Raw genomic sequence first — 12,581 nt, forward strand, 5'->3', positions numbered from 1 at the left:
TACGGGGAGTCGGCCACCCGCGCAATGAGCCCTATGCCGCCAACTGCGCCCTGTCTCCCATCACCACCACGGGACGCTGTCGCGGGTCGAGCGTGCGCAGGAGGTACCTCATCGCCCGCTCGGGCACGCTGACACAGGCCGACGTGCCGCTGCCGTGGTCCATGTGCAGCCAGATCCCGCCGCCCTTCTTCCGGCCCTCGGGGCGGGTCTGGTCGTTCGGCGGGGTGCCCTTGACGCGGTTGTAGTCGATGGCGATGACGTAGTCGAAGTCGTGCCAGTGCGACTTGGCCCACCAGCGCGGGGCGGCGAAGGCCGCGGAGCGGGTGTACGGCAGACCGGAGCCCGGGTCCGGCAGCACGCCGCCCGCGTCGCTGAGGGTGAACACGCCCACCGGGCTGCGGTCGTCGTCCTCGTGGTGGTCGGTGGTCCAGCCCTTCTTGCCGTTGTGCCCGGCCCAGCCGCGCTCCCGCTGCCAGGTCGAACCGTGCTTCGTGTACAGGACGACCGTGGAGTCGGCGGAGTCCTTCCCGTCGCCGTAGACCGCGACGACCTGGCGGGAGCCGGACGGGATCCGCCGCTGGAGCCGGTCGCCGACGCCGGGGACGCGCGTCGGGGCGGCCGTGGCCGCGTGGGTGCCCGCCGCCCGGTCCGCGGCTTGCGTCCCCCCACTGCCGTCCGCGCCGCCGCAGGCGGACAGAGCCGTCAGGAAAGAGACGAGGACCGCCGTCGCGGCCACGGCTCGTCGTACGCCACCACTGTGCATCGCTCCATGGTCGCACCGCGTCGGGGTAACGGCTGGCCGGGGCCCGGAGGGTCGCCGGCGCACGGCGGACGGCCGGTTCCGTTCGGTGGGCGGAAAACCTGTTGCCCGCCACCACGCGGCAGGGCGAACCTGTCACGGTTTGCTGCCTTCGGCCGGACTCCACCCCCTGACACGAGCCACTGGGACGTCATGCAGATTCAAGACCTTCCGTACCCCGACCCGGGCGTGCCGGACGCGCGTTCGGGGCCCCGATTCCTGTGGTGGCTCTTCCGCAATCAGCTGGGCGGTCAGCTCAAGTCGCTGGCCTGGGGGCTGCTGCACTTCGCCTCCGTGGCCGCCCTGCCGTTCTGTGTCGGGGTCGCCGTGCAGGCCGTCGTCGACCGCTCCGGCACCGGACTCGCCCTGGCGGGCGGCCTGCTGGCGCTGGCCTGCGTCGGCAACGCGGTCGGCGACACCTTCCTGCACCGCACCGCGATCACCAACTGGATCACTGCGGCCGCCCGCGTCCAGCAACTGCTCGCCCGCAAGGCCGCCCATCTGGGCTCGGCGCTGACCCGGCGCGTCGCGGCCGGTGAAGTGGTGGCGGTCTCGACCGGTGACGTCGAGAAGATCGGCTGGTTCGTCGAGGCCCTGTCCCGCTTCACCGCGGCTCTGGTCACGATCGTGCTGGTCTGCGTGGGCCTGCTCGTCTACCAGCCGGCGCTCGGCGTGGTCGTCGCCGTGGGGCTGCCCGCGCTGGCGCTCGCCGTGCTGCCGTTGCTGCCCCGTGCCACCCGCCGCGCCGACACCCAGCGCGAGAAGGCCGGGCGCGCCACCGAACTCGCCTCGGACACCGTCGCCGGCCTGCGTGTGCTGCGCGGCATCGGCGGCGAGGAGTTGTTCCTCGACCGCTACCGCAGCGCCTCCCAGGAGGTCCGCCACGCGGCCGTGCGCAGCGCCCGGATGTGGTCCCTGATCTCCGCCATCCAGGTCCTGCTGCCGGGACTGCTGCTCATCGCGGTCGTCTGGTACGGCGTCGGGCTGGCACGCGAGGGCCGGATCACCGTCGGCGAACTGGTCACCGTCTACAGCTCGGTCATGGTCCTCACCTACCCGCTGCGGCACTTCGAGGAGATCGCCATGGCGTACTCCTTCTCCCGCCCCTCCGCCAAGCGGGCCGCGGGAGTGCTGTCGCTGCAACGGCCCACCGACACCGCCGGATCGCGCGCGGCCGATGTCCCCTCCGGCGACCTGTACGACCCGCGGACCGGGCTGCTCGCGCCCGCCGGCCGGCTCACGGCAGTGGTGTGCGGCGACCCGGACGCGGCGGGTCTGCTGGCGGAACGGCTGGGCGGACACCCGTCCCAGGAGGGGACCTCGGCGCTGCTGGGCGGAGTGCCGCTCGACGAACTGCCGTTGGACAGCGCCCGTACGGCCGTCCTCGTCCAGGACAAGGACCCGGTGCTGCTGTCCGGCACGCTGCGCGACCTGCTCGACGTACCCGCGTCGGGCGCCGTCCGGCCGGAAGCGGCGCTGGCGGCCGCGCAGTGCGACGACGTGCTGGCGGCGCTGGTGCAGGGCTCACTGGACGCCGGCGACCCCATGGACGCCCGGATCACCGAGCGCGGCCGGTCCCTGTCCGGCGGTCAGCGCCAGCGGCTCGCGCTCGCCCGGTCGCTGATCACGGACCCGGAGGCGCTCGTCCTGGACGAGCCGACCTCGGCCGTCGACTCGCACACCGAGGCACGGATCGCGCAGGGCGTGCGGGAGTTGCGCGCCGGGCGCACGACCGTGGTGTTCACCTCCTCACCGCTGCTGCTGGACCGCGCCGACCGGGTCGTGTTCCTGCACGACGGCGAGGCCGTGGCGGTCGGCGCCCACCGCGAACTGGTGCGTACCGAGCCCCGTTACCGGGCGGTGGTCACCCGCGAGACGGACGACGAGGCCACGCTGAACGGCTCCGTCGCCCTGCACGACGTCCTGCAGGAACTGGAAGAGATCGAGGAGAAGGCATGATCGGCGTCGCGCCACCGGCGTATGACCCGGCGGCCCCGACGACGGCGAACACCCTGCCGGTCGGCGCCCCCGAGACCGTCCGCGCCTACGTGGCCGAACTGCTGCGCCGGCACCGGCGCGCGTTCCTGCTGCTGGTCGCCGTCAACACGGCAGCCGTGATCGCCTCGATGGCCGGTCCCTGGCTGCTGGGCGGACTGGTGGAGCGGGTGTCCGACGGGACGCGGGACCTGCGCCTGGAACTCACCGCCGGGCTCTTCGTGGCCGCACTGGCCGTCCAGGCCGCCTTCGTCCGTCAGGTACGGCTGCGCGGCGCGATGCTGGGCGAGCGGATGCTGGCCGACCTGCGCGAGGACTTCCTCGTCCGGTCGGTGGGGCTGCCGCCCGGGGTGCTGGAGCGGGCCGGGACCGGCGACCTGCTGTCGCGCATCACGACGGACATCGACCGCCTCGGCAACGCCATGCGCGAGGCCGTGCCGCAGCTGTCGATCGGCGTGGTGTGGGTGTTCCTGCTGATGGGCGGCCTGGTCATCACGGCGCCGCCGCTGGCACTCGCCGTGCTCCTCGCCCTGCCGCTGCTGATCGTCGGCTGCCGCTGGTACTTCCGGCGGGCGCCCTCGGCCTACCGTTCCGAGGCCGCCGGGTACGCCGCCGTGGCCGCCGCGCTCGCCGAGACCGTGGACGCCGGGCGCACCGTCGAGGCCCACCGCCTCGGGGAGCGCCGCGTCGGACTGTCGGAGCAGCGGATCCGGGAGTGGACGGCCTGGGAGCGGTACACGCTCTGGCTGCGGTCGGTGCTCTTCCCCGTCATCAACATCACCCACGTGACGGTGCTCGCCTCGGTCCTGATCATCGGCGGTGCGTTCGCCCTCCACGGGTGGATCGACGTCGGCCAGCTGACCACCGGCGCGCTGATCGCGCAGATGCTCGTCGACCCGGTGGGCATGATCCTGCGCTGGTACGACGAGCTGCAGGTGGCCCAGGTGTCGCTGGCCCGGCTCGTCGGGGTCCGGGACATCGAGCTGGACGCCGGGGATCCGTCGGTGACCCCCGAGGGCCGCCATGTGCACGCCGACCGGGTGCATTTCGGCTACCTGGAGGGCGTGGACGTCCTGCGCAAGGTGTCCCTGGAGGTCTCCCCCGGCACCCGGCTGGCCCTGGTCGGCCCCTCGGGCGCGGGCAAGTCCACGCTGGGCCGGCTGCTCGCCGGGATCTACGCGCCCCGGGACGGCCGGATCACCCTGGGCAGCGCCGAGCTGTCCCGGATGCCCGCCGAACGCGTCCGCTCCCACGTGGCCCTGGTCAACCAGGAGCACCACGTGTTCGTGGGCTCCCTGCGCGACAACCTCCGGCTCGCGCGGACCGGTGCCGTCGACGCCGAGCTGTGGGCGGCGCTCGGCGCGGTCGACGCGGACGGCTGGGCCCGTGCGCTGGAGGAGGGCCTGGACACCGAGGTGGGCTCGGGCGGTCTGGCGCTCACCCCGGCCCAGGCCCAGCAGATCGCGCTGGCCCGCCTGGTGCTTGCCGACCCGCACACTCTGGTCCTGGACGAGGCGACGTCCCTGCTCGACCCGCGCGCCGCCCGCAACCTGGAACGGTCCCTGGCCCGGGTCCTGGACGGGCGCACCGTCGTCGCCATCGCCCACCGGCTGCACACGGCCCACGACGCGGACGTCATCGCCGTCGTCGAGAGCGGCCGCATCAGCGAGCTGGGCAGCCATGAGGAGCTGGTCGCGGCGGGCGGGGCGTACGCGGCGCTGTGGAGGTCGTGGCACGGCTGAGCACCTCGTGGTGCGGGACGGCGCCCACTTCTCAGGGGGGCGGGCGGTGTCCTTGGCGTTGCGCGGTCCCGAGCCGGGGTGGAAGGCTGGAATCAGGCACCGGCTCGGGGAACGCCCGGGAAGCAGTGGTTCGGGCGGCGTCTGTGCTCCGTGCGGCGGCGGCCCGGAGCGGGTCCCGTGGATACGGGCTCGTCCCCACCCCCTGGAGGTACCCGTGAACAGCTCCGACGGCTGGGGAGACGACGTCTACCAGCCGGACCAAGACGACCAGAGGGAGGACACGGGGCTGCTCGACGTCGAGGACACCCTGGAGAACGACGGCGTCGACGATCCCCTGGACCGGGGTTGGTCCCCTCCCGAACGGCCCTGGGCCGTCGAGCACCCCGGTGTGACGGCGGCCGAGCGGCAGCGGGGCGAGACACTGGACCAGCGGCTCTCCGAAGAGCTGCCGGACACCGCCGTCCCGGACGGTGACGGCCTCGGGGACTCCGAGGGCACCGACGGGGAACTTCTGGACAACGAGGTCGGCGCCGCGCGCGCCGGCCGGCTCGTGGCACCCGACGAGGGCGCCCACGAGGACGAGGAGGAGGCGCTGGTCGCCATCGACGTGGGCATCGACGGCGACGCCGCGTCGGCCGAGGAGGCCGCCGTGCACGTCGTCGACGAGGACACCCTGTCCGGCTGATCACGCAACCGGCCCGAGCCGTTCGAGGAGCCTTCATGCAGCAGGACAAGCACCCCGACTACCACCCCGTCGTCTTCCGTGACCGCGCCGCCGGGTACGCGTTCCTCACCCGGTCCACCGCGACCAGCGACCAGACCATCGAATGGGACGACGGCGAGACCTACCCGGTCGTGGACGTGGAGATCTCCTCCGAGAGCCACCCCTTCTACACGGGCAAGGCCCGCACGGTGGACTCGGAGGGCCGGGTCGCCGCGTTCGAGCGGCGCTACGGCGGCGGCTGAGGCCGATTGGGGGGCGGCTCCTGGTGGGCGGCTCCTGCGGGCGGCTCCTGGTGGGCGGGGCTCAGATGAAGTTGAGCGCTGCCGCGCAGCCCACCCCGCCCAGCAGCATGAACACCGGCATCAGCACCTTGAGCTCGACCCAGCTGCCCGCCCGGAACCGCAGGGCCTTCGGCGGCCCGATCGGGTACCAGCGCTTGCGCCCGATGGGGATCGGCCACAGGATCGGGCAGCCGGACACGGTCAGCGCGTCCCCGATGTCGTGCACGATCGCGCCCAGCACCACCGGCAGACCCAGCCACAGGTACTCCTGCCCCGGCGCCGTGAACAGCCAGTCCGCGCCGTTGCCCGGCTTGTCCAGCACACCGGCGAGGATCCACGCGGTGGTCGCGGCCAGCAGCCACACCAGGACCTCACTGCTGGAGCCGCGCGTGGCCCGCCACAGCAGGCCCTCGATGGCCAGGACCATGTGCACGAAGAGCACCGCGAGCACGCCCCAGCGGTCACTGGTGATCGCCACGACCGAGGTGCCCGCACCGATCAGGACCGCCCACAGCCAGGTGTGCGTCAGCGTGCGGTGCCCGCCGGAGCGGCGCGGGTCGCCCTGCTTCTTCGTCGCCTTGTAGACGGCGTACGACAGCTTGTCGACGATCTCGCACAGCCAGCGCGACAGTGGTCCGAAGGACCGGGAGATGGTGGCCGCCTTGTGGTCGAGATCCGGGGCGAGAGCGGCTCCGGCGCAGATCAGGGCGCCGACAAGGAGGACCGGCCAGGGCATCGGGTGCGCGGCCGCCGCGGCGGCCGCGCCGACGCCCAGCCAGGCGGCGGCTCCCGACAGTGAGTGTGCTGGTCCCATCATGGCCGCTGCCCGCCCCATTCCTCGTGTGCCGCTGTCCAGTTGACCGGGGCCCTGACGTCCCGTCGGCGCCCCAGCGTAGCGTTCGTGATCTTCGGACCCGCAGCCGATTCCCGCATCGGGCATCGGGCCAGGCAAGATGGGGGCGTGACCCTCATCGATCAGCTGCCGCGGACCCCCGACCCCGATGCCTTGTACGAAGCCTTCGAGTCGTGGGCCGGCGAGCGGGGTCTCACGCTCTACCCCCACCAGGAGGAGGCGCTGATCGAGGTGGTCTCCGGCGCGAACGTGATCGTGTCGACGCCCACCGGCTCCGGAAAGAGCATGATCGCGGCGGGCGCGCACTTCGCCGCGCTGGCCCGGGACGAGGTCACCTTCTACACCGCCCCGATCAAGGCGCTGGTGTCGGAGAAGTTCTTCGAGCTGTGCAAGATCTTCGGCACGGAGAACGTCGGCATGCTCACCGGCGACGCGTCCGTCAACGCCGACGCCCCCGTCATCTGCTGCACCGCCGAGGTGCTCGCGTCGATCGCGCTGCGCGACGGCCGGCACGCGGACGTCGGCCAGGTCGTGATGGACGAGTTCCACTTCTACGCCGAGGGCGACCGCGGCTGGGCCTGGCAGATCCCGATCCTGGAGCTGCCGCAGGCGCAGTTCGTGCTGATGTCGGCGACGCTCGGCGACGTCTCCTTCTTCGAGAAGGACCTCACCCGCCGCACCGGCCGCCCGACCGCGGTGGTCCGCTCGGCGACGCGCCCGGTACCGCTGTCCTACGAGTACCGGTACACCCCGCTCACCGAGACGCTCACCGACCTGCTCTCCGCCCGGCAGGCGCCCGTCTACATCGTGCACTTCACGCAGGCGCAGGCCGTGGAGCGGGCGCAGGCGCTGATGAGCATCAACATGTGCTCGAAGGAGGAGAAGGAGCAGATCGCCGATCTGATCGGCAACTTCCGTTTCACCACCAAGTTCGGCCGCAACCTCTCCCGTTACGTCCGGCACGGCATCGGTGTGCACCACGCCGGCATGCTGCCCAAGTACCGGCGCCTGGTGGAGAAGCTCGCGCAGGCCGGTCTGCTGAAGGTCATCTGCGGCACGGACACGCTCGGCGTGGGCGTCAACGTCCCCATCCGCACCGTGCTGTTCACGGCCCTCACCAAGTACGACGGCACCCGTGTCCGCACCCTGCGGGCCCGGGAGTTCCACCAGATCGCCGGCCGGGCCGGGCGGGCCGGCTACGACACGGAGGGCTTCGTCGTCGCGCAGGCGCCCGAGCACGTCGTCGAGAACGAGAAGGCCCTCGCCAAGGCGGGCGACGACCCGAAGAAGCGCCGCAAGGTGGTCCGCAAGAAGGCCCCGGAGGGCTTCGTCGCATGGTCGGAGCAGACCTTCGAGAAGCTCATCGGCTCCGAACCGGAGCCGTTGACATCCCGGTTCCGGGTCACGCACACCATGCTGCTGTCGGTGATCGCCCGCCCCGGCAACGCCTTCGAGGCGATGCGCCGCATGCTGGAGGACAACCACGAGCCGCGCAAGCAGCAGTTGCGGCACATCCGCCGGGCCATCGCGATCTACCGTTCGCTGCTGGACGGCGGCATCGTCGAGAAGCTCGACCAGCCGGACGCCGAGGGGCGCATCGTCCGTCTCACGGTCGACCTCCAGCAGGACTTCGCCCTGAACCAGCCGCTGTCCACGTTCGCCCTCGCCGCGTTCGAACTGCTCGACCCCGAGTCGCCGTCGTACGCCCTCGACATGGTGTCCGTGGTGGAGTCGACGCTCGACGACCCACGGCAGATCCTCGCCGCCCAGCAGAACAAGGCGCGCGGCGAGGCCGTGGCCCAGATGAAGGCGGACGGGCTCGAGTACGAGGAGCGCATGGAGCGCCTCCAGGACATCACGTACCCCAAGCCCCTGGAGGAGCTGCTCTTCCACGCGTACAACACGTACCGCAAGAGCCACCCCTGGGTCGGCGACCATCCGCTGTCGCCGAAGTCGGTCATCCGCGACATGTACGAACGGGCGCTGTCGTTCACCGAGTTGGTGTCCCACTACGAACTGGCCCGCACCGAGGGCATCGTGCTGCGCTACCTCGCCAGCGCCTACAAGGCCCTCGACCACACCGTCCCCGACGACCTCAAGTCCGAGGACCTCCAGGACCTGATCGCCTGGCTGGGCGAGATGGTGCGCCAGGTCGACTCCAGCCTGCTGGACGAGTGGGAGCAGCTGGCCAACCCGGCGGAGATGACCGCCGAGGAGGCCCAGGAGAAGGCCGACGAGGTCAAGCCGGTCACCGCCAACGCGCGCGCCTTCCGCGTCCTGGTCCGCAACGCCATGTTCCGCCGGGTGGAACTGGCCGCCCTCGACCAGGTCGGTGAGCTGGGCGAGATGGACGGGGAGTCCGGCTGGGACGCCGACGCGTGGGGCGAGGCGATGGACAAGTACTGGGACGAGTACGAGGATCTCCGCACCGGACCCGACGCCCGCGGCCCCAAGCTGCTGCTCATCGAGGAGGAGCCGGAGAACGCGCTGTGGCGGGTCCGGCAGATCTTCCACGACCCGAACGGTGACCACGACTGGGGCATCAGCGCGGAGGTCGACCTCACGGCCTCGGACGCGGAGGGCCGCGCGGTCGTCCGTGTGACCGACGTCGGCCAGCTGTGACGGGCCGCGCAGCAGCGAGCACAGGAGAATCCCACCCGTGACGACGAACCCGGCCGAGAGGCTCGTCGACCTGCTCGACCTTGAGCAGATCGAGGTCAACATCTTCCGTGGGCGCAGCCCGCAGGAGTCCCTGCAGCGGGTCTTCGGCGGGCAGGTGGCCGGGCAGGCGCTGGTCGCCGCCGGCCGCACGACGGAGGGCGACCGCCCGGTCCACTCGCTGCACTCCTATTTCCTGCGCCCGGGCCGGCCGGGGGTGCCGATCGTCTACCAGGTCGAGCATGTGCGCGACGGGCGGTCGTTCACCACCCGCCGGGTCACGGCCGTGCAGCAGGGCCGCACGATCTTCAACCTCACCGCCTCCTTCCACAAGCCGGAAGAGGGCAGCTTCGAGCACCAGCTGCCGCCGGCCCGCAAGGTCCCCGACCCGGAGTCCCTGCCCACCGTCACGGACGAGATCCGGGAGCACCTGGGCGCGCTGCCCGAGCAGCTGGAGCGGATGGCCCGGCGCCAGCCCTTCGACATCCGCTACGTGGACCGGCTGCGCTGGACCGCCGAGGAGGTCGAGGACGCCGAGCCGCGCAGCGCCGTGTGGATGCGCGCGGTCGGGCCGCTCGGCGACGACCCGCTCGTGCACACCTGCGCCCTCACCTACGCCAGCGACATGACCCTCCTGGACGCCGTCCGCATCCCGGTCGAGCCGTTGTGGGGCCCGCGCGGCTTCGACATGGCGTCCCTGGACCACGCGATGTGGTTCCACCGTCCGTTCCGCGCGGACGACTGGCTCCTCTACGACCAGGAGTCGCCGATCGCTGTCGGGGGCCGCGGTCTGGCCCGGGGGCGGATCTACGACCGTGAGGGCCGGCTGGTCGTGTCCGTGGTGCAGGAGGGGCTCTTCCGCAAGCTGGGCTGACCCGGCCCTTCGCCGATCGGAACCCCACGCGCGCCGGGGTTCCGATCGCGCCCCCGAGCGGATCCGGCGACCATGGCAGGAGCAGACACCGCCGACGACACATGCCCGCCGATCCGGGAGGTGGCAACGCTGCACACCGTGCTCCCCGTCGTGTTCGCGATCTGCGCCGCCTTCAGCAACGCCGTCGCGACCGTGCTGCAACGCAAGGCGGCGCTCACCGTGCCCGCCTCCCAAGGGTTGCGGGCCGGGCTGATCGCCGATCTGCTGCGCCGGCCGGTGTGGCTGGCCGGGATCCTCGCGGTGATCGGCGCCGCCGTCTGCCAGGCGCTGGCGCTGGCCACCGGACCGCTGACGATCGTGCAGCCGCTGTTCGTACTGGAGCTGCCGCTCACCCTCATCGTCGCGTCGCTGCTGATGCACCGGCATCTGCCGGGCAGGGGCTGGCTGGCCGTCACGGTGGTGGTGGTCGGTCTGGCGATCGCGCTCACCGCCGCCTCCCCCGCGGGCAATCGCACCCATGTGGCCCTGGACCGCTGGATTCCCGCGCTCGCGGTGTGCGCGGGGGCGGTCGTCGCCCTCGCCGTCGCGGCCCTCCGGCGCCCGCAGGGCCGGGCCCGGGCGGCCTGCCTGGGCGCCGCTACGGCGATCAGCTACGCGGTGACGGCGGCGCTGATGAAGGCCGCCATGCACATCCTCGACGATCAGGGCCTGGTGGACTTCCTCACCGCCTGGCAGACCTACGCCTTCGCCGCCACGGGCGTGTGCGCGTTGTTCCTGCTGGAGAACGCCATGCAGGCCGGCCCGCTGGTCGCCTCGCAGCCCGCCCTCACCCTGGGCGACGCCCTGGTGAGCCTCGCGCTGGGCATCACCCTGTACGAGGAGAACGTCCGCTCGGGGTGGTGGCTGCTGCCGCAGCTGTTCGGCGTCGCGCTGATCGCCGCGGGGGTGCTGGCCCTGGCGCGGATTCCGTTCACGCAGTCGCTGGTGGCACCGGACGAGGAGCGCGAGACCGCGGCGGCGCCCTGAGCGAAGGAGGTCCACGGTGAGCCCCCCTCAGCGAGCGGTGGCATCCTGGCCGAGGCACCGGCCCGCCCTGGCACCGGACGGCTGAGGCGCCGGGGCAACTCATCCTGGCCGGGGCCGGCCCGCCCTGGCACCGGACGGCTGAGGCGCCGGGGCAGCGCTCCTCCGGGCCGCCGCCGCTGCGACGACGGGCAGGGCTGCCCTGTCCTGCCGAACGCCTTGTCCGGCCGACCGCCCTGTCCTGCCGACCGCCGCTCCGGCCTTGCACTGCTCTGCGCTGCTTGGTCCCGATCACCGGTCGGGCTGGCACTGCGGGCACCACACCGTGCCTCGCCCGCCCATCCGCGACCTGCGCAGCCCGGCGCCGCACCGCGGGCACCGCGGGTCCGGGTCGTCCCGGTGGCCGGTGAGCCAGGAGTCACGTGGCGGTACGCGGCCGGCGGTGACGGACGAGCGCAAGGTGCGGCGCATGGCGTCGTACAGTCGGCGGCGGTCCTCCCGGCTCAGGTCGCGCGCCCCGCGGTCGGGACGCAGCCGGGCCCGCCACAGGATCTCGTCGGCAAGCAGATTGCCGAGGCCGGCGAGAACGGCCTGGTCGGTGAGGGCTGTCTTGAGCTGCCCCCGGCGCGACGACAGCACCTCCTCGAACTCCCCACGGTCCACCTCCAGTGCGTCGGGCCCCTGCCTCCGCAGCAGCGCCTCGACATCGGACTCGTCGTGTGCCAGCCAGAGTCCCTGCAGTTTGCGCTGGTCACGGAAGCGCAGCTGGCGGCCGCCACCCAGGGTGAACAGGACACGGTCATGCGCTTCGACCGGGTCCTCGGCATGCCCGCAGACCAGGCGCCCGGTCATGCCGAAGTGCAGGACGAGGGTGGGGCCGCCGGTGCGGGCCAGCAGCCACTTGCCGTGCCGCTCCGGCGTGCCGAAGCGGCGCCCCTCCAGCGCGTCCCGCAGCCGCCGGGCGTCGACGCCGTGCAGGACGCCCGCGTCCCGCACGTCGACGCGCCGGATGACACGTCCCTTCGCGCAGGACTCGAGCACCCGCCGGATGCCCTCGACGTCGGGGAGTTCGGGCACGAGCGGTGGGTCAGGTTTCCTGGAGGACGGACAGCACGTTGCCCGCGGGGTCGGTGAACCAGGCGATCAGCGGACCGCCGCCTCGGAAGATGCCCTTGTCGTCCGTCTTGAGGTGGTCGTAGCGCTCGAAGCGCACCCCTCTCCTCGCCAGCTCGTCGACCGCGGCCTCGATGTCGTCGACCGGGAAGTTGAGGACGGTGAACGTGGCCGGGGTGTGGTCCGGCTTGAGGTAGACCAGGGTGTCCCGGTCGCCCGCGATGTGCAGGAACAGCAGCCCGTTCTTCTCCGACACCCGGAGCCCCAGCGTGTCGGCGTAGAACGCCCTCGCCGCGTCGATGTCGTCCACCGAGAAGCTGCTGAACGCCTTCGTCGTACCGAACATGATCGCCTCCCGGAACCAGTCTCCTCAGGGTGGGACCCGGGCGCATCCGGAAACTCATCGGTCAGCGGGGTGGTCAGCGCAGACGCGGTACCCCGGGGTCACCCGGCCGGCCGCCGGCGCCTGCGGCGAAGCCAGCTCAGCAGGCCTCGGGGAGGGATGGGGTCGGTGGGGGC

At 72.4% G+C, this 12,581-nt stretch carries 11 protein-coding genes; 7 read left to right on the forward strand and 4 right to left on the reverse strand.

Annotated elements, in window-relative coordinates; translation table 11 throughout:
* Positions 1 to 31: 31 nt before the first annotated feature.
* Complete coding sequence (locus K4G64_RS21260) at positions 32 to 763, reverse strand: L,D-transpeptidase family protein (RefSeq protein ID WP_221757607.1); 732 nt, start codon at positions 761 to 763, stop codon at positions 32 to 34.
* A gap of 189 nt (positions 764 to 952) precedes the next feature.
* On the opposite strand from K4G64_RS21260, the gene K4G64_RS21265 reads away from it, so the two are divergent.
* The 4 genes from K4G64_RS21265 (at position 953) to K4G64_RS21280 (ending at position 5,502) form a co-directional block, all read left to right on the forward strand.
* The gene (locus K4G64_RS21265) at positions 953 to 2,758 is read left to right on the forward strand and encodes an ABC transporter ATP-binding protein (protein WP_221757608.1); all 1,806 of its coding nucleotides are present in this window, start codon (positions 953 to 955) and stop codon (positions 2,756 to 2,758) included.
* Positions 2,755 to 4,536, forward strand: coding sequence for an ABC transporter ATP-binding protein (locus K4G64_RS21270; RefSeq protein WP_221757609.1), 1,782 nt, complete (start codon positions 2,755 to 2,757; stop codon positions 4,534 to 4,536). Before K4G64_RS21265 ends, K4G64_RS21270 begins: the two co-directional genes overlap by 4 nt.
* A gap of 214 nt (positions 4,537 to 4,750) precedes the next feature.
* Positions 4,751 to 5,221, forward strand: a complete 471-nt coding sequence (locus K4G64_RS21275; protein WP_221757610.1) for a DUF5709 domain-containing protein — start codon at positions 4,751 to 4,753, stop codon at positions 5,219 to 5,221.
* 35 nt (positions 5,222 to 5,256) lie between these two features.
* Positions 5,257 to 5,502: a type B 50S ribosomal protein L31 gene (locus tag K4G64_RS21280; RefSeq protein ID WP_010040933.1), complete on the forward strand. Its 246-nt coding sequence runs from the start codon at positions 5,257 to 5,259 to the stop codon at positions 5,500 to 5,502.
* Positions 5,503 to 5,563: 61 nt separating this feature from the next.
* On the opposite strand, the gene K4G64_RS21285 is transcribed toward K4G64_RS21280, so the two are convergent.
* Positions 5,564 to 6,358 (reverse strand): metal-dependent hydrolase, encoded by a 795-nt coding sequence (locus K4G64_RS21285; protein ID WP_221757611.1) that lies wholly within the window; start codon positions 6,356 to 6,358, stop codon positions 5,564 to 5,566.
* A 144-nt stretch (positions 6,359 to 6,502) separates the two neighbouring features.
* On the opposite strand from K4G64_RS21285, the gene K4G64_RS21290 reads away from it, so the two are divergent.
* The 3 genes from K4G64_RS21290 (at position 6,503) to K4G64_RS21300 (ending at position 10,952) form a co-directional block, all read left to right on the forward strand.
* The gene (locus K4G64_RS21290) at positions 6,503 to 9,016 is read left to right on the forward strand and encodes an RNA helicase (protein ID WP_221757612.1); all 2,514 of its coding nucleotides are present in this window, start codon (positions 6,503 to 6,505) and stop codon (positions 9,014 to 9,016) included.
* 37 nt (positions 9,017 to 9,053) lie between these two features.
* Entirely contained in the window at positions 9,054 to 9,926 is an 873-nt protein-coding gene (locus tag K4G64_RS21295) for an acyl-CoA thioesterase II (RefSeq protein ID WP_221757613.1), read from the forward strand.
* Positions 9,927 to 10,055: 129 nt separating this feature from the next.
* Positions 10,056 to 10,952 (forward strand): DMT family transporter, encoded by an 897-nt coding sequence (locus K4G64_RS21300; RefSeq protein WP_308122450.1) that lies wholly within the window; start codon positions 10,056 to 10,058, stop codon positions 10,950 to 10,952.
* 288 nt (positions 10,953 to 11,240) lie between these two features.
* Here K4G64_RS21300 and K4G64_RS21305 read toward each other — a convergent pair whose 3' ends face one another.
* Both K4G64_RS21305 and K4G64_RS21310 read right to left on the reverse strand, forming a co-directional pair.
* A complete protein-coding gene (locus K4G64_RS21305; RefSeq protein ID WP_221757615.1) occupies positions 11,241 to 12,026 on the reverse strand; it encodes an Fpg/Nei family DNA glycosylase in 786 nt (261 codons plus the stop codon).
* Between the two features lie 10 nt (positions 12,027 to 12,036).
* A complete protein-coding gene (locus K4G64_RS21310; protein WP_221757616.1) occupies positions 12,037 to 12,408 on the reverse strand; it encodes a VOC family protein in 372 nt (123 codons plus the stop codon).
* Positions 12,409 to 12,581 lie beyond the last annotated feature (173 nt).

Origin of the sequence: Streptomyces sp. WAC04114, assembly GCF_019733245.1 — a bacterium.
In the GTDB taxonomy this organism is placed as follows: Bacteria; Actinomycetota; Actinomycetes; order Streptomycetales; family Streptomycetaceae; genus Streptomyces; species Streptomyces massasporeus_A.